Here is a 22,486-nt window from a genome sequence, read left to right as displayed (position 1 = left end):
CACAGCGGAATGGTGACATTCAGCAGGCCGATGTGGCTTCCTGGCCCAGTTCAACCGGCTTTGCACATCGTTGGCATTCGGCCTCAGGCCCACTCGCCCCGCATTGCTTTCACTTTTTCTTCCATGCCCGCTGCCGTGGCGCTGGCGCCATCCACCGGTGCTTCGGCCAGCACCGTCACGTGCGCGCGGATGCGGCTGGGCAGACGCAACGTGTTGATCATGCCGTTGCGGCTGAAGATGCTGGCCCACATGCCGCGGATCGTCATCGGCACCACCGGCACCGGGCGTGCGGCCAGAATACGCTCCATGCCGAGTTTGAACGGGCCGATTTCGCCGTCGGGAGTCAAGCGGCCTTCGGGAAAAATGCAGACCAGTTCGCCGTCGGCTAAAGCATTATCGACTTCTGCGAATGCGCGTTCCATCAGTTGCGGATCCTCACTTCTACCGGCAATCGGAATGGCATTGGCGGCCTTGAACGCCCAGCGCACGCCTGGGGTATTGAAGATTTTGTAGTACATCACGAAACGGATCGGTCGCGGCACCGCGCTGCTCAGCAGCAGGGCGTCCATGTAGCTCACGTGATTGCACACCAGCAGCGCTGGACCATCATCTGGCACATGTTTTTCGATGCCTTGAACCTCGACCCGGTACATGATGCGGATGTAGATCCAGGCCAGGAAGCGCAGGAAGAATTCCGGCACCAGCAGCAGCAGGTAAACCAGCGCGGCCAGATTCAGCACCGACAGTAGCAGGAACACGTCCGGAATATTGAATCCCAGATAGCGCTGCAGCACGATGCCGGTGGCAGCAGCCGAGACGATGAATACCGCGTTCTGGATGTTCATGCCGGCGATGACGCGCGACAGATGATGCTTTTCGGTCCGGCTTTGGATTAGTGCGAACAGCGGCACGATGAAAAAGCCGGCGAACAGACCGATCAGAGTCAGGTCGGCCATAATCCGGAAGCTGCCGGTCTGTTGCCAGAACTGCGCGAGGGTAATGCCGGTTTCCGGTGCATACCCGGGGCGCGCGAAATATAGGTCGGCGCAGAATACGGTCATGCCCAGTGCGCCGAACGGCACCAGACCGATTTCCACCGTGCGCTGCGAGAGTTTTTCGCACCACAGCGAACCCAGGCCGATACCGACCGAGAACAGTGCCAGCGCCAACAGGTTCAGGGATTCCAAGCCACCCAGATGCAGCTTGGCGTAATTCGGCAATTGCGCGCTGAGCAGTGTGCCAACGAACCAGAACCAGGACACGCCGAACACCGCGCGCCGCACCACCGGGTTGTGGCGGACCATGCCGAGTACATGCAGAGATTCGGCCAGAATATTTATGTTTATTTTCAGATCCGGAGCGATAGCCGGCGCCATCGGAATAGCGCGGCTGACCAGATGACCGGTCACCGCTAGGCCGATCATTGCCGCGGCCGCGGCCTGCGGCCCGTAACCGGGAATCATCAGCAAGGACATGCCGGCGATCATGCCGATCAGAATTGAAATGGACGTGCCCATTTCGACCAGACCGTTGCCGCCGGTGAGCTCTTCTGGTGCCAACACCTGCGGCAGGATGGCGTATTTCACCGGACCGAACAGGGTGGACTGCACGCCGGTCAGGAAGAGGCAGAATAGCAGTAGTGTGGGCAGGCTGTAGATGAAGCCGTACGCCGCCAGGCTCATGATGGCGATTTCCATGGCGGTAGTGATGCGGATCAGGCGCGCCTTCTCGACCTTCTCAGCGATCTGGCCGGCGGTGGCGGAAAAAAGGAAATAGGGTAGGATGAACAGTGCCGGCGCCAGATTGGCATAAAGCGTAGACTGCTCCGTGCTCAGGCCCATCTGATACACCATCAGCGCCAGCATGGCATTACGGAATACATTATCGTTGAAAGCGCCCAACGCCTGCGTCAGGAAGAACGGCAGGAAGCGGCGTTGCTTGAGCAGTTCGAATTGCGAGTGGGCCATGGTACGCGGGTGTTCGGTGACCAAGACCTACTATAGCCGTTCAGCCGCGCTCGCGTTCGATGGCACGCCAACCGATATCGCTGCGGTGGAACTCGCCCAGCCATGAAATCTGGTCGGCCAGTGTATAGGCTATGTTCTGCGCCTCTGCTACCGTAGTACCGAGCGCGGTGGCGCACAGTACACGTCCGCCGCTGGTCAGTACCTGACCGTCTTCGAGCACGGTGCCGGCGTGGAACAGTTTGCTGCCGGGCGGCGCGTCGATGTCGAGGCCGTGGATGACATCGCCGGTGCGCGGCGTGCCCGGGTAGTGTTCGGCGGCCATCACCACGCCGAGTGCCGGGCGCGGATCCCAGCGCGCTTCGGTGTCATGCAGGCGGCCGTCGATGGCGGCTTCGATCAGTTCACTGAAGTCCGATTGTAGACGCAACATCACCGGCTGGGTTTCCGGATCGCCGAAACGCACATTGAATTCGATTACCTTCGGTGCGCCGGCATGATCGATCATCAGGCCGGCATACAGGAATCCGGTGAACGGCATGCCGTCCGCAATCATGCCGCGCACGGTCGGTTCGACCACTTTGCGCATGACCCGCGCGTGTACTTCCGGAGTGACCACCGGGGCCGGCGAATACGCGCCCATGCCGCCGGTATTCGGACCGGTGTCGCCGTCACCCACGCGTTTGTGGTCCTGGCTGGTGGCCATCGGCAGTGCGGTGCGGCCGTCCACCATCGAAATGAAACTGGCTTCTTCGCCGACCAGAAATTCCTCGATCACTACGCGTGTACCGGCGTCACCGAACTGGTTGTTGCCGAGCATATCGGTGATCGCCGCACGTGCTTCGTCCAATGTCATCGCTACAACCACGCCTTTGCCGGCGGCCAGGCCATCGGCCTTGATTACGATCGGTGCGCCGACGTGATCGACATGCGCCAACGCTTCGGCTTCGTTGTCGAACACCGCATAATGCGCGGTCGGAATGCCGTGCCGGGCCAGGAAATCCTTAGCGAAGGCCTTGCTGCCTTCCAGCTGCGCGGCGGCCTGACGCGGCCCGAAGATGCGCAGGCCATGGGCCTGGAACAGATCGACCACGCCCAGCACCAGCGGTGCTTCCGGACCGACCAGAGTGAAAGCCACCCGTTCCTCGCAGGCCAGCTCCAGTAGAGCATCGATGTCGGTGACGGCAACCGCGACATTTCGGCATTTGTGTTCATTGGCGGTGCCGGCATTGCCGGGAGCCACCAGGATTTGCGTGATACGCGGCGACTGGGCCAAACGCCAGGCCAACGCATGTTCGCGTCCGCCGGATCCGATCACGAGAATTTTCATGGAGGTTCCTCAGTGCTTGAAGTGACGGCGGCCGGTAAACACCATGGCGATGCCATGTTCATTGGCGGCGTCGATGACTTCGTTGTCGCGCATGGATCCGCCGGGTTGGATGATGGCTTTGATGCCGGCGGCGGCTGCTGTATCGATGCCGTCGCGGAACGGGAAGAACGCATCGGAAGCCATCACCGCACCGGACACAGCTAGACCGGCATCATCGGCCTTGATGCCGGCGATTTTCGCGCTGATGACACGGCTCATCTGGCCGGCACCGATGCCGATGGTGCGTTGGCCGCGCGCGAACACGATGGCGTTCGACTTCACGAACATCGCTACTTTCCAAGCGAACAGCAGGTCTTCCAATTGTTCGAGGTTCGGCTGGGTGTCGCTAACCGTTTTCAGGTCCTTGTTGCCCAGATGGTCGCTGTCGGTGTTCTGTACCAGTAGGCCGCCAGCCACGCGTTTGTAGTCCCAGTTGCCGTGGTGGCCGTCGAGCGCGCCGCAGTCGAGCACGCGCACATTGGGTTTGTGCGCGAAGGCCATCTGTGCTTCCGGGCTGATGCCCGGCGCGATTACCACTTCCACGAACTGGCGTTCGGCGATGGCGCTCGCAGTTTTGCCGTCGAGCATGCGGTTGAAGGCAATGATGCCGCCGAAGGCCGAGGTCGGATCGGTGGCGAAGGCACGCTCATAGGCATCGCCGATATCGGCGGCCACGGCTACGCCGCAGGGATTGGCATGCTTGACGATGACGCAGGCCGGCGCCTCGAAGACCTTGACGCATTCGAGTGCGGCATCGGCATCGGCGATGTTATTGAACGACAGGTCCTTGCCTTGAATGGAACGCGCGGTGGTGACGATGCCGGTACCGGCACCAGCTTCGACGAACAGCGCGCCGGCCTGGTGCGGGTTCTCACCATAACGCAGTGCGCTGCCGAGTGCGAAAGCCGGATGCAGACTGGCCGGCCAGGCTGTGGGCGCTTCGGGAGTTTCGGCGCGCTTAGACAGCCATTCGGTGATCTGGCCGTCGTAGGCGCTGGTGTGCGCGTAAGTTTTCGCGGCCCACACGCGGCGCTGCGCCGCAGTACTGCCGCCGTCGGCCAGTGCTTCGATGAAGCCGGCGTAATCGGCCGGATCGGTCAGTACGGCCACGCGCGCATGGTTTTTTGCAGCAGCGCGCAGCATAGCCGGTCCGCCGATATCGATATTCTCGATGGCGTCGTCGTAGCTGCAGTCGGATTTGGCAACGGTGGCCGCGAACGGATACAGGTTCACCACCAGCAGATCGATGGCCTCGATACCGTATTCGGCGCTGACCGCGTCATCGGTGCCGGCGCGCGACAGCAGGCCGCCGTGGATTTTCGGGTGCAGGGTTTTCACCCGGCCATCCATGATTTCCGGAAAGCCGGTGACGGTGCTGACATCGATGACGGTCAGACCGGCGTCGCGCAGGGCTTTGGCGGTACCGCCGGTGGAGAGCAGCTGCACGCCATGTGCAATGAGGGCTTCAGCCAGCGGCAGTAGGCCGGACTTATCGGACACCGACAGCAGGGCCCGGCGGACGGGATGACAGGTAGCAGGCATAAATCACTCCGGAAGGGTCTTGATTATAAACCCTCGGGGTGATGCATTGGGCGACCTCAGCTCCCGGAAACCGCGTATTGCTTGAGCTTTTTGCGCAGAGTGGCGCGATTCAGACCGAGAATTTCGGCAGCGCGGCTCTGATTGCCACGGCAATGAATCATCACTTCCTGCAGCAACGCCGGCTCGACTTCGGCCAGTACGGTGTCATACAGATCACTGCTCGGGGCGTGACCCATGTCTTGCAGGTACCGACGTACCACGCGAGCCACGACATCTTTCAGGCAGGGTTGGGATTTGGCATCGGAGGTGGTGCTGTGGATGAGGTGCAGGGAGTTCACGAACGGCTCAGGCTGACAATTTCCGGTCGTGTAGTTTAGCCGGATTTGACACCGGCTACCTGAACGTCTCAGTGAGAGTCGAAGGCGGAGTTGGCGGCCTTGCCCGGGCCAGCACGAAAGTTTTCGGCTCGCAAAGGCTATTTTTCTCAGCGTTTACGGCCATCAATCCGGACCCAGTCGTCCTGCTGCGTCACCGTCAATGCATCGAAATGTGCTGCGAACACTTCCAAAACCTCGTATTCCTGGCCTTTCAGAATGCCGGATAGGGCAATGACGCCACCGGACTGTGTGCGTGCCGCCAACGTATCATGCAGGGCAATGAGCGCCGAGGCCAGGATGTTGGCAATGACCACCGGATATTGGCGCAGCGGTTCGGTTTCGGGCAGATACACCTGTAGCGCGCGGCTAACCCCGTTGCGTTCGGCGTTATCCTGCGTGGCAATCAACGCCTGCGGATCGTTGTCGACGCCGATCGCCGAGGCCGCGCCCAGCTTCAGTGCCGCCAAGGCCAGGATGCCGGAACCGCAACCGAAGTCGAGCACCTCGCGGTCCTGCAAATCGAGGCCATCCAGCCATTGCAGGCAGAGTGCGGTGGTCGGGTGCGTGCCGGAACCGAAGGCCAAGCCCGGGTCCAGGCGGATGATGGTACCCTCGGCTGCTTCCGGCGGCGCCTCTCGGTGCCAGGGGATGATCCAGGTACGGTTGCCGAAGCGCATCGGCTCGAATTGATCCAGCCAGGCCCGTTCCCAATCCTGATCTTCCACCGTGCGGAAGCTGGCGCTGGACCAGTCGATGCCGCTGTCGTAGGCGTCCAGCGCATGCAACAGCAGGCCTTCGTGAGTACCGGCATCGAACAAGGCCAGCAGCACGATGTCGTTCCACAACGGGGTTTCGCCGACGCCGGGTTCGAGAATGGCTTTTTCATTGTCGGCATCCGCCGCGTCCAGCAGCGACACGCTGAGCGCGCCGAGTTCGTTCAGCGCGGTTTCCACCCGCGCCTCCTCGCTGGACTTGCAGGCGATGGACAGCTCGAGGAAGGGCATCAGGTCAGGCCGAGGCCTTTGTCTTTGCGTTCGGCCAGACGTTTTTCCAGATAGTGGATATTGGTGCCGCCCTGAAAGAAGCCGGTATCGGCCAGAATGCGCTGCTGCAGCGGCACATTGGTCTTGATGCCATCCACGATCATTTCCGAAAGCGCGCAGCGCATGCGGTAAATGGCCTGTTCACGCGTGTTGCCATGCACAATCAACTTGCCGATCATGGAATCGTAATTCGGCGGAACTTTGTAGCCTTCGTAGATGTGCGAATCCACGCGCACGCCCGGACCGCCCGGCGAATGGAAATGTTTGATCAGGCCCGGGCTCGGCAGGAAGCTGTCCGGATCTTCGGCATTGATGCGGCATTCGATGGCGTGGCCGCGGATGACGATGTCGTCCTGAGTGAGCGACAGTTTTTGGCCGGAGGCGATCAGCAGTTGTTCACGCACCAGGTCGACGCCGGTGATCATTTCGGTAACCGGATGCTCGACCTGGATGCGGGTGTTCATTTCGATGAAATAGAAACGGCCGTTTTCATACAGGAATTCGAAGGTGCCTGCGCCGCGGTACCCGATGCGCACGCAGGCTTCGGTACAGATGCGGCCGATTTCGGCACGCTGCTCGGGGGTGATGCCCGGTGCCGGCGCTTCTTCCACTACTTTCTGGTGGCGGCGTTGCATCGAGCAATCGCGTTCGCCCAGATGGATGGCATTGCCCTGGCCGTCGGACAGTACCTGGATTTCGATATGGCGCGGGTTCTCCAGGAATTTCTCCATGTAGACCATGTCGTTGTTGAATGCAGCCTTGGCTTCCTGCTGGGTGGTGGCGATCGAGGTAATCAGGCTGTCGGCTTCGCGCACCACACGCATGCCGCGTCCGCCGCCGCCGCCGGCCGCTTTGATAATCACCGGATAGCCGATCTCTTCGGCCATTCTCAGGTTGGCCATGGCATCGTCGCCGAGCGGTCCGTCCGAGCCGGGCACGCAGGGCACACCGGCATCCTTCATGGCGCGGATGGCTTCGACCTTGTCGCCCATCATGCGGATGACATCGGCGGTGGGGCCGATGAAGATGAAGCCGGAGCCTTCGGCGCGCTCGCAGAAGGTGGCGTTTTCGGACAGGAAACCGTAGCCCGGATGGATGGCGTCGGCGTCGGTCACTTCCGCGGCGGCGATGATGGCCGGAACGTTCAGATAGCTTTCAATCGACGGCGCCGGACCGATGCAGACCGATTCGTCGGCCATGGCCACGTGCTTCAGGTTGCGGTCGACCGTGGAGTGCACGGCCACGGTCTTGATGCCGAGTGCGCGGCAGGCGCGCAGGATGCGCAATGCGATTTCGCCACGGTTGGCGATGACGACTTTCTTCAACATGGATTCAACCTGCTCAGGAGATGATGAACATCGCTTCGTCGAATTCGATCGCCTGGCCCGGCTGGACCAGGATGGTGGTCACGGTGCCCGACACGTCGGCTTCGATCGGATTGAACATCTTCATCGCTTCGATGATGCCGATGGTGTCGCCGGCTTTCACGGTCTGTCCGATCCGCACATAGGGTGCGGCTTCCGGACTGGGCGAGGCGTAGAAGGTGCCGACCATCGGCGAACGCACAGTGTGGCCGTCCGGAACCGACCTGGTCGATTTGCCGACGGCCTCGGCCGACGGACCGGGGTTGGCGGCCGGTACACGTGCCGGGGCTTCTGTGGCGGGCATCGGCGCCGACACATGATGCACGACCGGAGCCGGTGCGGCCATGCTGCTATGCCGGGCCAGGCGCACGGTCTCCTCGCCTTCCTTGATTTCCAGCTCGGACAGACTGGATTTTTCCAGCAGTTCGATCAGAGCTTTGATTTTGCGTAAGTCCATAATGACCTCGGGTGCGTGGTTCAGGGGGTGTCGGCAGTGGATGCGGGAAACCACTGCATCAGTTGCGCCAGGGCAAAGCGGTAGCTGTCGGGACCGAAGCCGCAGATGACGGCTTTGGCCAGATCGGAAAAATAGGAATGCTGCCGGAACGGTTCGCGGCTGTGCGGATTTGACAGGTGCGCTTCGATGAAGGGCAGGCCGACCGCCGCGAAGGCATCGCGCAGGGCGACTGAGGTGTGGGTGAACGCCGCCGGATTGATCAGGATGGCATTCACGCCCTGGGCGGGCGCCTTCTGCACCGCCTCGACCAGTTCATGTTCGGCATTGCTCTGCAGGAAGGTGATGCGGTGACCGGCGCTTTCGGCCTGAATTCTGAGGCCGTCGTTGATCTGTGTCAGGGTCTCCGTGCCGTAAATGCCCGGCTCGCGTTGCCCTAGCAGATTCAGATTCGGGCCGTTCAATATCAGAAAATACGCCACAGCATCCTCCCCAAGCGAACGACAATTTTCGCAAACTTGAGCGGTTTTGTCCAGATAATGACGTAATTTAGCTGAAAATGAATGCTGTTTGAATTTTAATCACCGTTGGCATCAGCGCATGCCATCCTGCAGCCATTCGCGCAATTGGGCTTCGCCGGCAAATACGCCGATATGGCGTTTGACCAAACGCCCTTGTGGGTCAATCAGCACCGTGAACGGCAGAACCCCCCAGCCATTACCCAGAATTACCGAGCTATCGGCCGCGCCAGGCGGCTCGTGGTGTTGGGCAAATCGGACCGGAATTTCACTCAATAGGGTGACGGCCGCATCCGGGGCTTCCAGCGCGATGCCAACGACCTCGTAGCGTCCTCGGCTGTCGGCATGGACAGCATCCAGCCATGGCATTTCCAACCGACAGGGGCCGCACCAGCTGGCCCAGTAGTTGACGATCTGCCAACGGCCCGGGCTTGGCAGCATACGCGGGCTCCCATCGAAGCTGGTCACCGTGAAAGGCCGCACTGTGTCGCCGATGCTGGCGGCACCGCCCGGTGCCGGATATTTTGGTGGCAGCACGTGCTCGAACAGCGCCTGTCCGACGTCGGTGCGCAGCAAAATACCGGGTCCGGCAACGAACACTCCGGCCGCCAATCCCAGTAGGGCTGCCAAAAACGCTAGCGCCACCACCTTCAGTGGATTCATGGCACCAGCGCGTCACGCATGATATCGAGCGTCAGTAGCTGTGGCAGTTTCTTGCCTTCGCCCGGGCCGTTGGGATAGACCACATACAGCGGCACGCCCGGAGTATCGTATTGATCCAAATAGGCGCTGATGGCCGGGTCTTGGTTAGTCCAATCACCGACCAGATACACGGTGCCGGCCTCTCTCAGTAGCTGCGTAAAGGCGTCCGTATGCAGTACTGCTTTTTCATTGACCTTGCAGGTAATGCACCAGTCGGCGGTCATGTCGACGAACACCGGCGTGCCCTGTGCGCGCAGTTCGGCCAGGCGTTGCGGACTGAACGCTTCGTAATTCTTGCCTTGCGTGCTGATTGTTGCGCCCGGTTGCGCTTGTTGCAGGGCGGCACCGAAGCTGGCAGCGGCCAGTACGCCCAGCGCCAGCACAATGGCTTTGGCGCGCAGGTTGGGGTTCAGTTTCTGACGCTCGAACCACCACAGTGCGGCGGCCAGCATGGTGGCGGCAAGCAACAGCAGTGCCAAGCCATCCACGCCTTTCTGGTTTCCGAATACCCAAGCCAACCATACCGCGGTTAGGTACATCGGATAGGCCAGCCAATGCTTGAGCGTGTCCATCCAGGCGCCGGGCTTCGGCAATCTACCGGCAAGGCCGGGCAGGAAGCCGATCAGCAGGAACGGCAGTGCTAGACCCAGACCCAAGGCCAGGAAAACGGATAAGGCCAGTAGCCAATGTGCGGTGAAAGCGAACGCCAAGGCACTGCCCATGAACGGTGCGGTGCACGGGCTGGCCACTACCACCGCCAGAACGCCGGTGAAGAAGTCACCGGTGGGGCCGGATTTTTCGGTGAGCGATTGTCCCATGCCGGCGAAGCCGGAGCCCCAGTTGAAAAGACCTGACATCATCAAACCGATACCGAACATCAGCAGCGCAAGACCGCCGACGATAATTGGCTGCTGCAACTGGAAGCCCCAGCCCATGGCTTGACCGGCACTACGCAGCGCCAGCACGCCAATGCCGAGTGCGGCAAAACTGCTCATGACGCCGGAGGTGTACCACAGGGCATGGCTGCGGGCATGGCCGGGGGTGTTGGCCTTTGCCAGCGCCATAGCCTTGAACGACAGTACCGGCAGCACGCAGGGCATCAGGTTGAGAATCAGTCCGCCCAGAAGCGCTAGGAGCAACGCCGGCAACCATTGCAGTAGCATGGCTGGCGCCTTGGTATCGACAGCACCGGCATCACTGACCGTGCTACCGGCGGGAAGTCCGAGCGTGAGCGTTTTTTTCATCGGCGGATAGCAGATACCGTTTTCCTTGCAACCCTGATAATTCACGGTCAATTGCAGGGTGCCGGCCTTCGTACGCTTTCGTTGCAGGGGCAGGACGATTTCTGCTGGCTCGAAATATACCGGCACGGTGCCGAATTCCGGATCGGGATACCACACCGCTTCTGGCAGCTTCGCTTTGCCCAGTTCGGCGATGGCGTCCTGCGATGTGCTGAAGGCAATTTTGTCGCGATACAGGTAGTAACCTTCAGCCGGCGTCAATTTCAGTAGTAGTGATCCGGCATCACCGACGATGGCTTCGACGCGGAACGCATCTTGTTCCCGCAGGGTGCTATCGTCGGCGGCATCCAGACCAAGTACAGCCATGCCATCGGTGTCGGTAGTCGTCAGCGGGATGCGCAGACGTTTGTTCTGCGGCGGATAACAGATGCCGATGTCGGCACAGCCTTGATATTGCAGGCGCAACAGCAGATGGCCGGTGCCGTCCGGCGCGCTGAAACGGACCGTGGTGACCAATTCCTTGCGGTAGGTTTCGACATCGCCGAAGAATTCATCGCGGTAGGGTTTGCCGGCAGGAAGCTGTAGCGGCTCCAGCGTCACCTCCGGGTTATCGCTTTCGATGGCGGTACGGTGCTTGTAAAGATAGTAGCCGTCGGCGATGCCCCATCGGATCCGGACGCTGTCGGTACGCACTGCATCGATTGAAATCGGGTAGGCCTGATCCACCGGCAGCAGATCGGCTTCGGAAGCGGCACGTGCCGATGCGGACGACAGGGAAAGCAGGGCTAGGCAGAGAACAATACGGTTCACGGGCGTTCCGGACAGGCGGTTTTCAACGGCTTTCTAGGGTAGCCCAAAGCGGGCGCTTTGCCGACCCCTTGAAAGCCGAACCACCGGCCCCCATTAAGGCAACACCCCAGAGCTGGGCATTTTCGCGTAGAATCTGGCACTCTGCTTTCCCGAGTGCTAAACGCCGACTCGGGATTTACTCAACATATTGATTTTAAACACAAAGGTAATTTATGAACATCAAGCCTCTGCATGATCGCGTTGTCATCAAACGCATGGAAGAAGAAAAACTGTCCGCCGGCGGCATCGTCATTCCGGATTCGGCCACTGAAAAACCGGTGAAAGGTGAAGTGTTGGCGGTGGGTGAAGGCAAGCCGCTGGATAACGGCAGCGTCCGCGCGCCGAAAGTCAAAGTGGGTGACAAGGTCCTGTTCGGCAAATACGCCGGCACCGAAATCAAACACGATGGCGTCGAAATCCTGGTCGTCAAAGAAGACGACATCCTGGCCATCCTGGCCTAATTCCCAATCCACGAATTACTGAGGAACACAATCATGGCAGCAAAAGATATCCGCTTCGGCGAAGACGCGCGCGCGCGTATGGTCAAAGGCGTCAACGTTCTCGCAAACGCCGTCAAGGCCACTCTCGGTCCGAAAGGCCGCAATGTCGTGCTCGATAAAAGCTTCGGTGCTCCGACCATCACCAAGGACGGCGTGTCCGTGGCTAAGGAAATCGAGTTAGCCGACAAGTTCGAAAACATGGGCGCCCAGATGGTGAAGGAAGTCGCCACCAAGACCGCCGACATCGCCGGTGACGGCACCACCACCGCGACCGTTCTGGCCCAGGCGATGATCCGCGAAGGCATGAAGGCCGTAGCCGCCGGCATGAACCCCATGGATCTCAAGCGCGGCATGGACAAGGCCGTCGGTGCCGCCGTGGAAGAGCTGAAGAAACTGAGCAAGCCCTGCGCCACCAGCAAGGAAATTGCCCAGGTCGGTTCGATCTCGGCCAACTCCGACCAAAACATCGGCGATCTGATCGCCAAGGCCATGGACAAAGTCGGCAAGGAAGGCGTCATCACTGTGGAAGAAGGTTCGGGTCTGGAAAACGAACTCGATGTGGTCGAAGGCATGCAGTTCGACCGCGGCTACCTGTCCCCATATTTCGTCAATAACCAACAATCGATGTCGGCCGAGTTGGATGATCCGTTCATTCTGCTGTACGACAAGAAAATCTCCAACGTGCGCGATCTGCTGCCGGTGCTGGAAGCCGTTGCCAAGGCCGGAAAACCGTTGCTGATCGTCGCCGAGGAAGTGGAAGGCGAAGCGCTGGCCACGCTGGTGGTCAATACCATCCGTGGTATCGTTAAGGTCTGCGCCGTCAAAGCCCCGGGCTTCGGCGACCGCCGCAAAGCGATGCTGGAAGACATGGCCATCCTGACCGGCGGCACCGTGATTTCCGAAGAGGTTGGTCTTTCGCTTGATAAGGCCACCATCAAGGATCTCGGCCGCGCCAAGAAGATCCAGGTCTCCAAAGAAAACACCACCATCATCGACGGTGCCGGCGAAGCCGCAGGTATCCAGTCCCGTGTCAAGCAGATCAAAGCCCAGGTCGAGGAAACCTCCTCGGATTACGACCGTGAAAAACTGCAGGAACGCGTCGCCAAGCTGGCCGGCGGTGTCGCCGTAATCAAAGTCGGCGCTGCTACCGAAGTCGAAATGAAGGAAAAGAAAGCCCGTGTCGAAGACGCCCTGCACGCGACCCGTGCCGCGGTCGAGGAAGGCATTGTTCCGGGCGGCGGCGTTGCTCTGATCCGTGCATTGACCACCATCGGCACTCTGAAAGGCGCCAATGACGATCAGAACGTCGGTATCGCCTTGGCGCTGCGCGCCATGGAAGCACCGCTGCGTGAAATCGTCACCAACTGCGGCGAAGAGCCGTCGGTGGTGCTGAACAAGGTCAAGGAAGGTTCCGGCAACTTCGGATATAACGCCGCCAGCGGTGAATACGGCGACATGGTCGCCATGGGCATCCTGGATCCGACCAAAGTCACTCGGACCGCACTACAGAACGCCAGTTCGATCGCCGGCCTGATGATTACCACCGAAGCGATGGTGGCCGAGGCGCCGAAGAAAGACGAGCCGATGATGCCGCCGGGCGGTGGCATGGGTGGTATGGGCGGCATGGATTTCTAATCCAGCCCTGTACATGCAGGCCTGAAAAGAGCCCCGCTTCCGAGCGGGGTTTTTCATTGCAACATTCTTCACATCAACCTGTCATAGAATGCATCATTGCCTCTCCGGAAAAGCCATGCGTCTCATCCTACCTCTGCTGCTGTCCATCAGCGCCACTCCGGTCCTGTCGCAGGACGTTGCGGCCACACCGCCCGTGGTGGTGGCCAATACCGTCGAGGTCAAAGGCGTTTTGCCTGGGCCCGGTTTCTGGCAGGCCAGTAAAGGCGGCAACATCGTCTGGATTTTGGCCTCGATCCGGCCGGTACCCAAGGGCATGGAATGGGAAACCATCAAGCTCGAGCGCCGTCTGGCCCAATCGCAGGCGCTGATCGGTGGGCCATCGGTCAAACTCGACAGCAAGCTCGGTTTCTTTGCCAAAATCGGTTTGGTGCCTTCGCTTTTGAAAGCGCGTAAGAATCCCGATGGCCGTACGCTGCAGGAGATCCTGCAGCCGGAAACCTATCGCCGTTGGCAGGTGATGAAGCAGAAGTACATCGGTAATGACAAGGATATCGAAAGCTGGCGTCCGATTTTCGCTGCGCAGGAATTGTACGAAAAAGCCATCCGCAAGGCCGGCCTAAGCAACAAGGGCATTGTCTGGCCGGAAGCCAAGGACCTGGCCAAGAAAGCCGATGTGCCGGTGACGCGCCCGGAAATCACCGTGGATATCGGCGATCCGAAAAAATTCATCAAGGAGTTCAACAAGCGTGCGCTCAGCGATGTTGCCTGCTTCGAGAAAACTTTGGACAGTATCGAACGCGATGTGCAGTTCATGGGCGAACGCGGGCGTCTATGGGCGGTCGGCGATATCGCTGGCTACCGGCGTATTGCGCAAACCGATTTTTCCGGGGCCTGCATTGATGCCTTGGTCGGTTCCGGTATTGGTCAGAGCGCCGGCTTGGGTGATGTGCAGCAACGTGCACGGAGTGCCTGGCTGCAGGCGGTGGATGCCGCCGTGGCGAAGAATCCTTCTACCGTGGCCGTGGTCAATATCGCCGACTTGATTGCACCCGGCGGATTGCTTGACCGCCTGCAGGCCCGCGGTTATGTCATTACCGAACCAGTGTACGTGCCGTAGGCATTGCCGCACAACTGCGTTAATCTATGGCAAACCCTTTGAGGAAGCGCCGTGGTCCGCCAAGACGAACTGTTCAGTTCCCGCCTGATGGCGTTGGATGCACGCACGGCCGCCGGTCTGCTTGATCTCGAGCATCCCAATCTGGCCGCACAGCAACTCAGTGATCTGCCGCCGGCGCGTGCCATGGCCATCCTGCTGGCCTTGCCGGAAGACGTCCGTGAATCGATCATGACTGCCTGTCAAACCGGCGCGGCCTGGTTGCGCGCCGAACACTACGCGCTGGGCACCGTAGGCAATCAACTGGAAGAACCGGTTGCGGCCTTCCGCAAAGGCACTTCGGTGGCTATGGCAGTCGATCTGTTGCGCGAATTGATGCCGCAACGCGAATTGAACCAAGTCTATGTGGTCGATCCCGAGAACCGTCTGCTCGGTATCGTGGCCTTCCGCGAACTGCTGTTTGCTGAGCGCGGACAAACACTCGACCAAATTATGCAGCGTGATCCCTGCAGCCTGCGTCCCGAATGGCCATTGAATGAGGCCCTGTCGCGACTATCACTTCAGCCGCCGCTGACCTATCCGGTCTGCGACGACGCTAACGTATTGCTTGGCCAGGTGCACACGCACCGGTTGCACCAGCAGCAGGCGTTCGAATTGTCGGGACAGCCTGGCTACCTGGTCGGGGTCGACCATGATGAACAGTGGGCATCCCCGTGGTGGCGTAAATTCCAGTTCCGTCAGCCCTGGTTGCAGATCCATCTGTTCATGCTGTTTGTAGTCGGTGCCATCATCGGCCGCTTCCAGGAAGATATCGCGAAAGCCACACTGCTCGCGATATTCCTGCCGGTACTGGCCGGCCTGTGCCGGACAATCGGGGCGCAGTCTCTGGCCTGTACCCTCCGTGGTCTCAGCCTTTCCAATCCCGCACGGCCGGTCAAACGTCAGGTGCTCAAGGAAACCTGGCTCGGACTGGTCAACGGTGTTCTGACTGGTGTTTTGGCCGGTGTCGGCATGTTTATCATCGCCTCGCGGCATCCGGAGCAGGGCGATCCATTGCCCCTGGCGCTTTTGCTTGCGACGGCGATGGCGCTCAGCTGCATGGTCGCCGGCTTGCTCGGTGCGGCCATGCCCTTGCTGCTCCGCAAGCTTGGCATCAATCCGGCCATGGCCGCCAATCTGGTGCTCTCGGGGTTGTCCGACATGATCTGCATTGGCCTGTTCCTGTGGATGGCGGTGGCGTTTGTCCTATAAGGCTTTACCGCCGGTACTGGCCGGACTGTTGGCCGATCATCCCCATAATGCCCCAAGTTCCGAGGCGCTCGCGCGACTTGTGGCCGCTTCTGATTTCGCTGTTGATGTATTGATTCAGCAACCCGATCTATTGGGCAGGCTTGATGAGCCCTTGCAGTCTCTGCAACTTCCCGATGGCAGAGACGCCGAGTGGCCTGGCCTGATCCGCCGCTGGCGTCGCGCGCAATCACTGAAATTGATCTGGCGGGATGTGCTTGGCATCGATAGCGTCGAGCAGACACTTGCCGGCAGTACCTGGATTGCCGAGCAGGCTTTGCAGACTGGATTTTCGGCCATTGACAGAGTATTGCGCCAAAGTCATGGCACCGTTCGTGACCAGCATGGTCTGGAGCAGCATATGACGGTGCTCGGCCTCGGCAAGCTCGGCGGCGGAGAGCTGAACTTTTCATCCGATGTCGATTTAGTGTATGCCTTCAGCGGGCATGGCATGAGTGATGGCGAACGCCCGATTGCTGCCGAAACGTATTTCACCCGGCTTGGACAACGGCTGGCCAATCTGCTTGATGAGGTCACTGCCGATGGCTTCTGTCATCGGGTTGATCTGCGACTGCGTCCGTTCGGTGCCAGTGGCCGCTTGCTACTGTCGTTCACTGCCATGGAACACTATTTCCAAAGTGCGGGACGTGATTGGGAGCGCTATGCCTGGCTGAAGGCGCGTCCGGTGGCTGGTGACGCCGCTACTGGCTGGCGCCTGCTCGACATGCTGCGCCCGTTTGTATACCGGCGCTATCTCGATTTCACCGCCATCGATGGGTTGCGCGACATGAAGGCGAAAATCGAGGCCGAAGTGCAGCGCCGCGACAAACGCGATGATCTGAAGCTGGGCCCGGGCGGCATCCGTGAAATCGAATTCTATGTGCAGGCGCTGCAGATCATTTATGGCGGACGCCATAAGGCGCTGCAGGTAAGGAGCCTGCTTGAGGGATTGATGCGTCTTCGGGATGTTGGATTGATCGATCCGCAGGCAGCGGTCATCCTGCATGAAGCCTATCTGTTCCTCAGGCGTCTGGAAAACCGCGTGCAGATGCTGGCGGATGCACAGGTGCACCGGCTTCCGGAACCATCCGAAATCCAGAAGCGTCTGGCCCAGGGATTGGGCTATGCCGAGACACCCGCATTGATTGCCGATTTAGAACGGCACCGGTCCGCTGTTGAACAATTGTTTTCCGGATTGCTCGGCGATCCTGCAGCACAGCCTGCCGCTACCGCTGGCGAGCAGGACCTGCAGGCGATGGGTTTTGCTGATTCTGTCCGGCATACTGATCGCATCACGGCATTATTTGAAAGTGCCGTCACCCAGGCACTGGCGGATCGCTCGAAACAGCGACTGCAGCGCGTCACAGCAGCTTTGATGCTCGCCTGCAGCAAGGCCAGCCACCCGGACGACTGTCTGACCCATGCCATCAGCTTCCTGCAGGCCACCCTCAAGCGCAGCAGTTACATCGCCCTGCTCGACGAGCAGCCGAATGCACTGCAGCGGGTGGTCGATGTTTTTGATGAAAGCCTGTGGATGACCCAGCAGTTAATCGAGCATCCTCTGTTGTTGGATGAGTTGTTGGACAGCCGTATCATCGCGCGTGGATTCGATGCCGAGACCTTGCCGGCACAGATCGATGCTCGGTTGGCCGGACATGCCGAAGATGCCGAGGCCGCGCTGCTCGCTTTGAACGAATCCAAGCTCAGTCTCGGGTTCAAGATTGCCTACCATTTTCTTTTTCACGGCATGGCCGCCACCCAGGCCAGTCGCCTCCTGACCCAACTCGCCGAACAAGTGCTGGAGCGTTGCCAGCGGATTGCCGCCACCGAGCTTTTCCAGCAGCACGGTGCGGTAATGGATTCGGCCTTCGCCGTCATCGGATACGGCAGTCTGGGCGCTTCCGGCTTGTCATTCAATTCAGATCTTGATCTTGTTTTCCTCAATCAAGTCGGGCCGATTCAGGCCAGTGATGGCATACGCAGCCTCGATGCCTCCCGTTATTTCCTGCGTCATGCCCAGAAGCTGATTGCACTGCTGGATCTGACCACGCCCGCCGGCAGTCTGTACGAGACTGATATTCGGCTTCGCCCGGACGGTGCCAAGGGGCTATTGGTCAGCAGCCTCGACAGCTTCGCAACCTATCAGAAACAACGGGCCTGGGTCTGGGAGTTGCAGGCCCTAGTGCGTGCCCGTGCGGTCGCAGGCGATGCCTCGCTGGTTTCGGCTTTCGAAACGCTGCGTGTCGAAATTCTCTGCAGCCCGCGTGATCCAATGGCTTTGAAAGCGGAAATCACCGCCATGCGTCAACGCATGCGGGCCGAGCTCGACCGCGGCTGCGAGGACCGGTTCGATCTCAAGCACGGTCCTGGTGGACTGACCGACATCGAGTTTCTACTGCAGGCGATGGTGCTCGGCCATGCTGCCGAGCATCCGTCGCTGGCGGTATGTCGTGAAAGCTGCGCGCTGGTCACGGCCTTGGTGCAGACCGGTACCATGACCGCGGGGCAGGCCGAAATTCTGATGGATGCCATCGAAGTGCTTCAGGCTGAAAGTCTGCGCTGTCATCTGGCCATGCAGTCACGGGTGGTTGCATTGACCCCAGTGCTGCAGGCCGTGCGACGGGCGGTTGCAACGGTTCTACGCGAGCATGGTTACATTTTTGAGGCCGAGCAATAGTCCCATAATCGGAACAATCTTTTGATTTGTTGCGCTTACCGCGCTTGGTGCATTTCCCGTACCATGAACATCCATTCTCGGAATCCGGTGCGCCGGATTGCCGATATTGATTATTGGAGAAGTCATGAATACTGCTTTGAATGAAACCATGCTTGGTCAGCTGTTCGGAAATGCCCGCACGCACAATGTCTGGCTCGATACGCCGGTACCGGACGCGCTCTTGCAGGCCATCTATGATCAGGTCAAATGGGCCCCGACCGCCGCCAACAGCTGCCCGGTCCGTTTTGTATTTGTGAAGTCGGCCGAGGCCAAGGCCAAGCTGGCGCCGACACTCGATGCAGGCAATCGTGCCAAGACCTTGCAGGCCCCGGTCAATGTCATCGTTGCCACCGATTTCGAATTCTACGAGCAGCTTCCCAAACTGTTTCCGCACACGGATGCACGTAGCTGGTTCGCTGGAAGTCCGGCCAAAATCGAAAGCACCGCAGTGCGCAATGGCAACCTGCAGGGCGGTTATTTCATCCTTGCGGCTCGTGCCATGGGTCTGGACTGCGGTCCGATGTCCGGTTTCAACAATGCCATGGTCGATGACGCGTTCTTCGCCGGCACTTCTTGGAAATCCAACTTTCTGATTAACCTCGGCTACGGTGATGCGACCCAGCTGTTTCCGCGTTCGCCGCGCCTTGAATTCAGTGAAGCCTGCCGTATTCTGTGATTCTACAAAACTTCAATCGCTTACCATGCAAGGAGAACCCATGAAAAATTACGTACTAATCGCTCTCGCCGCTTTCACTCTTTCGGGTGCCGCCGATGCCGCCAAATACGACATCGACCCCGGTCATACCCAGGTCCAGTTCACCTACAGCCATTTTGGCTTCTCCAACATCACCGGCCGTTTCGACCAGATTAGCGGTGAATTCGATCTGGATACCGCCGATTTGTCCAAGTCAAAAATCTCCGTCGAAATTCCAATCGCTTCGATCTCGACCGGCGTGGCCAAGCTCGATCAGCACTTGCAGGGATCAGACTTCTTCGACATTGCGAAATACCCGACCGCTAGCTTCAAGAGCAAATCGGTACATGTCGCTAGCGCCAAGGAACTGCATGTCAGCGGTGACCTGACCATTCACGGCGTCACTAAGCCGGCCATACTGACCGTCAAGATCAACGGCATCGGCAACCATCCGATGAAGAAGATTCCTGCTGCCGGTTTCGATGCCACCACCATAATCAAGCGTTCCGATTTCGGTGTGGGTGCCTATGTTCCGGCGGTCAGCGACGAAGTCCGTATCAGTATCACGCTGGAAGCTACTGCGGCCAAGTAAGGTCCCGTCGCTTCCGGCAAGCGACAGAACCCGCTGCGGCGGGTTTTGTTTTGCCGATTGCCGCCTGAACGGGTAAACTGGTTGTCCATCCAGGAGTCCAGGTATGACCGCCAACGCCGCCAATACGCCGAAAGATACCCTCATTGAAGTGTCGCGTGCGCATCTACCCCTGACCTGCCCGACTCCGGACATGGCGTTGTGGAACCAGCATCCGAAAGTAGTGATTCCCATCGAAGCCAACGGCACCGCCAAGTGCCCCTACTGCGGCGCGGCATACCGTCTGATCGACTGATTCAGTAAGGACTTTTCCCGCCGGGCTGGCGCTTGAAACGGGCATGCAACCAGAGATACTGTTCCGGACAGCGACGGATCATCGCTTCGAATAGCGCCATGATGCGCGTGGTATCGGTAGCCGGATCATCGCCCGGAAAATCCTCCAGAATTTCGCCGATCTCCAGCTCATAGCCGCCGTCGGTTTTACGCCGGTGGAAAAACGGCATCACGGCGGCGCCGCTGAGTTTCGCCAGCTGATGGGTCGAGGTCAGGCTCCAGGCCGGGTTACCGAAAAACGGCACGAACATGCTATCGCCGCGCCGGGTTTCCTGGTCGGGCGCAAACCAAAGAATGCCACCCGCTTTAAGGTGGCGCAGCACAGCGCGCAGCTCTTCGCGCGTATACATACTGTCGGTGTAGGCGCGGCGCCCTTGGCGTACGCTCCACTCGAAGGCTGCGGAATCGAAAGGGCGGTACATGCCGCCGATGGCCACATGACCGGCAAGGATCTTGACACAATACTCCAAGGTCATCAGATGCGCGGAAACCAACAGCACGCCCTTGCCGCAGGCCTGGGCTTGCTTGAGGCGGTCAAGGCCGCTGACCGGCGTCAGCGTATCCGCCGGACGCAGATTGCCCCACCATCCGCGCGCGAATTCGAATAGCGAAAAAGCCATGGAATCGAAACTGTCACGCCAAAGGTTTTCCTGCGCCGCTTCATCCCATTCGGGAAAACATAAACGGATATTGGTGCGTGCGATATGGCCGCGTTCCCGCATCAGCAGACGCATCAGGCGCGCCAACAGCCAGGCCAGAGGCCGGTAGCAGGCCCATGGCAGGTGCGCAATCAGCCATCCGCAGCCGATGCCGATCCAGGATGGCAGGTGCGGGAGCAGGGCGGGGCGAAGGGAGGGCTGCGGCACGCGGGGTGTCCTGGGTTATGCTTAACCAAATGGCTTCTGTATCTTATCCCATCCTCCCACGCCTGATATACGCCGCCTTATGGTTGTTGGCGTTACCGGCCGTAATCGGGTTGCTGCTTTTCCGTAGTCTGGCGCAGCCGGCCTATCGGCGAAATCTGTTCGAGCGTTTCGCCCGCTATCCGGCTGCAGCGAGTGCACCCCTGTGGTGCCATGCCGCTTCCATGGGCGAAGTGCATGCCTTGAAACCTTTGTTGCTGGCCTTGCGTGTAGATTCCCCGAAACTACCGTTGTTGATTACCTGCCAGACCCCAGCCGGTCGTCAAGCAGCGCAGGCGCTTGGATTGATGAACAGCATCGTGGTGTATCTGCCCATCGATCTGACCTGTCTGGCGCGCCGGTTCCTCAAGCATTTCCAGCCGCGCGCCGCCCTCATCGTGGAAACCGAAATCTGGCCGAATCTGTTCCGAGAGATACACCGGGCCGGCATCCCATTGACGATGGTCAATGCCCGCATGTCCGAACGCTCGCTGCGGCGTTACCGGCGATTCGGCGATCTGTTCCGTACCGCTTTGATCTTGCCGGAGGCTATCCTCTGCCAGAGTCCTGCCGATGCCGCGCGTTATGTTGCGGCCGGAGCGCGCGCGGAGGCGGTCGCGGTTACTGGCAATCTGAAATGGGATCTGACGCCGGATGCCGCGACACGGGAAGCCGGGCTCCAGCGACGGGCTTCCTGGCCGCAATCGCCGGTCTGGATGGCAGCGAGTACGCACCCTGAGGAGATGGCGGCGGTACTTGCCACACATCGTGCGGTGTTGGCTCGCTGGCCGACCGCATTGCTGCTGTTGGCCCCCCGGCACCCGGAGCGTTTTGCCGTGGCGGTAACGGCAGCCCAGGCGCAGGGCTTCCGGGTGCAGCGCCGGAGCCGTCAGGCGCACCCATCGACGGCGGCGCAGATTTTCCTGATCGATACCCTCGGCGAACTGCGGGCGTTCATGCCGGGCATGGATCTAGTTTTCGTCGGAGGCAGTTTGCAGGCCATTGGCGGCCATAACGTGCTGGAGCCGGCAGCCGCCGGCGTTCCGGTTCTGGTCGGTCCGCATACCGCCCATTTCGCCGATAGCATCCTTGCGTTGAAGGATGCCGGGGGGCTGCTCGAAGTCGCGGATGCCAGTGCGTTGAAGGATGCCGTGTTGGGTCTTCTGGCGGATGAGTCCCGTCGATATGCCATGGCGGCGCAGAATATGGCCTGTGTCGCCCGAAACCGCGGTGCTTTAGAAAAAACAAAGGCACGGGTCGCCCTGTGCCTTGGTGATCCGGACTGATCGGCCG

At 59.9% G+C, this 22,486-nt stretch carries 20 protein-coding genes; 9 read left to right on the top strand and 11 right to left on the bottom strand.

Annotated features, from left to right (window positions below; all coding sequences use genetic code 11):
- Positions 1-83: 83 nt before the first annotated feature.
- From ACIQ0Q_RS01525 to ACIQ0Q_RS01480, 10 genes are all read right to left on the bottom strand, one after another.
- Entirely contained in the window at positions 84-1,967 is a 1,884-nt protein-coding gene (locus ACIQ0Q_RS01525; RefSeq protein ID WP_395771180.1) for an MFS transporter, read from the bottom strand.
- 40 nt (positions 1,968-2,007) lie between these two features.
- Positions 2,008-3,294 (bottom strand): phosphoribosylamine--glycine ligase, encoded by a 1,287-nt coding sequence (purD, locus tag ACIQ0Q_RS01520; protein WP_395771179.1) that lies wholly within the window; start codon positions 3,292-3,294, stop codon positions 2,008-2,010.
- A gap of 9 nt (positions 3,295-3,303) precedes the next feature.
- Positions 3,304-4,875: a bifunctional phosphoribosylaminoimidazolecarboxamide formyltransferase/IMP cyclohydrolase gene (purH, locus tag ACIQ0Q_RS01515; RefSeq protein ID WP_395771178.1), complete on the bottom strand. Its 1,572-nt coding sequence runs from the start codon at positions 4,873-4,875 to the stop codon at positions 3,304-3,306.
- Between the two features lie 56 nt (positions 4,876-4,931).
- Complete coding sequence (locus ACIQ0Q_RS01510) at positions 4,932-5,204, bottom strand: helix-turn-helix domain-containing protein (RefSeq protein ID WP_395771207.1); 273 nt, start codon at positions 5,202-5,204, stop codon at positions 4,932-4,934.
- A gap of 155 nt (positions 5,205-5,359) precedes the next feature.
- On the bottom strand, positions 5,360-6,256 hold the full coding sequence (prmA, locus tag ACIQ0Q_RS01505; RefSeq protein WP_395771177.1) for a 50S ribosomal protein L11 methyltransferase: 897 nt from the start codon (positions 6,254-6,256) through the stop codon (positions 5,360-5,362).
- Positions 6,256-7,623 carry an acetyl-CoA carboxylase biotin carboxylase subunit gene (gene accC, locus ACIQ0Q_RS01500; RefSeq protein ID WP_395771176.1) on the bottom strand — a complete coding sequence of 456 codons (1,368 nt, stop codon included), beginning with the start codon at positions 7,621-7,623 and terminating at the stop codon, positions 6,256-6,258. The genes prmA and accC overlap by 1 nt, the downstream gene beginning before the upstream one ends.
- A 13-nt stretch (positions 7,624-7,636) precedes the next feature.
- Positions 7,637-8,116, bottom strand: coding sequence for an acetyl-CoA carboxylase biotin carboxyl carrier protein (accB, locus tag ACIQ0Q_RS01495; protein ID WP_395771175.1), 480 nt, complete (start codon positions 8,114-8,116; stop codon positions 7,637-7,639).
- Positions 8,117-8,136: 20 nt separating this feature from the next.
- Positions 8,137-8,595 (bottom strand): type II 3-dehydroquinate dehydratase, encoded by a 459-nt coding sequence (aroQ, locus tag ACIQ0Q_RS01490; protein WP_395771174.1) that lies wholly within the window; start codon positions 8,593-8,595, stop codon positions 8,137-8,139.
- Between the two features lie 111 nt (positions 8,596-8,706).
- Positions 8,707-9,294 carry a TlpA family protein disulfide reductase gene (locus ACIQ0Q_RS01485; protein WP_395771173.1) on the bottom strand — a complete coding sequence of 196 codons (588 nt, stop codon included), beginning with the start codon at positions 9,292-9,294 and terminating at the stop codon, positions 8,707-8,709.
- Entirely contained in the window at positions 9,291-11,384 is a 2,094-nt protein-coding gene (locus ACIQ0Q_RS01480) for a protein-disulfide reductase DsbD family protein (protein ID WP_395771172.1), read from the bottom strand. The genes ACIQ0Q_RS01485 and ACIQ0Q_RS01480 overlap by 4 nt, the downstream gene beginning before the upstream one ends.
- A gap of 212 nt (positions 11,385-11,596) precedes the next feature.
- Between ACIQ0Q_RS01480 and groES the strand changes: the two genes are divergently transcribed.
- From groES to ACIQ0Q_RS01440, 8 genes are all read left to right on the top strand, one after another.
- A complete protein-coding gene (gene groES / locus ACIQ0Q_RS01475) occupies positions 11,597-11,884 on the top strand; it encodes a co-chaperone GroES (RefSeq protein WP_297800893.1) in 288 nt (95 codons plus the stop codon).
- Between the two features lie 33 nt (positions 11,885-11,917).
- The gene (groL, locus tag ACIQ0Q_RS01470) at positions 11,918-13,558 is read left to right on the top strand and encodes a chaperonin GroEL (RefSeq protein ID WP_395771171.1); all 1,641 of its coding nucleotides are present in this window, start codon (positions 11,918-11,920) and stop codon (positions 13,556-13,558) included.
- Positions 13,559-13,673: 115 nt separating this feature from the next.
- Positions 13,674-14,675 (top strand): TraB/GumN family protein, encoded by a 1,002-nt coding sequence (locus tag ACIQ0Q_RS01465; RefSeq protein WP_395771170.1) that lies wholly within the window; start codon positions 13,674-13,676, stop codon positions 14,673-14,675.
- Positions 14,676-14,726: 51 nt separating this feature from the next.
- Complete coding sequence (locus tag ACIQ0Q_RS01460) at positions 14,727-15,923, top strand: magnesium transporter (protein ID WP_395771169.1); 1,197 nt, start codon at positions 14,727-14,729, stop codon at positions 15,921-15,923.
- Entirely contained in the window at positions 15,913-18,636 is a 2,724-nt protein-coding gene (gene glnE, locus ACIQ0Q_RS01455; protein ID WP_395771168.1) for a bifunctional [glutamate--ammonia ligase]-adenylyl-L-tyrosine phosphorylase/[glutamate--ammonia-ligase] adenylyltransferase, read from the top strand. The genes ACIQ0Q_RS01460 and glnE overlap by 11 nt, the downstream gene beginning before the upstream one ends.
- Positions 18,637-18,760: 124 nt before the next feature.
- Entirely contained in the window at positions 18,761-19,351 is a 591-nt protein-coding gene (locus ACIQ0Q_RS01450) for a malonic semialdehyde reductase (RefSeq protein WP_395771167.1), read from the top strand.
- 40 nt (positions 19,352-19,391) lie between these two features.
- On the top strand, positions 19,392-19,961 hold the full coding sequence (locus ACIQ0Q_RS01445; RefSeq protein WP_395771166.1) for a YceI family protein: 570 nt from the start codon (positions 19,392-19,394) through the stop codon (positions 19,959-19,961).
- 103 nt (positions 19,962-20,064) lie between these two features.
- Entirely contained in the window at positions 20,065-20,253 is a 189-nt protein-coding gene (locus tag ACIQ0Q_RS01440; protein WP_395771165.1) for a zinc-finger domain-containing protein, read from the top strand.
- 1 nt (position 20,254) lies between these two features.
- Here the strand turns inward: ACIQ0Q_RS01440 and ACIQ0Q_RS01435 are convergent, their stop codons facing one another.
- Positions 20,255-21,157, bottom strand: a complete 903-nt coding sequence (locus ACIQ0Q_RS01435; protein ID WP_395771164.1) for a lipid A biosynthesis lauroyl acyltransferase — start codon at positions 21,155-21,157, stop codon at positions 20,255-20,257.
- A gap of 110 nt (positions 21,158-21,267) precedes the next feature.
- Here ACIQ0Q_RS01435 and ACIQ0Q_RS01430 point away from each other — a divergent pair, with 110 nt between their 5' ends.
- Positions 21,268-22,479, top strand: a complete 1,212-nt coding sequence (locus tag ACIQ0Q_RS01430) for a 3-deoxy-D-manno-octulosonic acid transferase (protein WP_395771163.1) — start codon at positions 21,268-21,270, stop codon at positions 22,477-22,479.
- Positions 22,480-22,486 lie beyond the last annotated feature (7 nt).

It is taken from the genome of Arenimonas sp., from assembly GCF_044348765.1.
Classification (GTDB): domain Bacteria; phylum Pseudomonadota; class Gammaproteobacteria; order Xanthomonadales; family Xanthomonadaceae; genus Arenimonas.
This window is presented reverse-complemented; position numbering and strand designations above follow the sequence as displayed.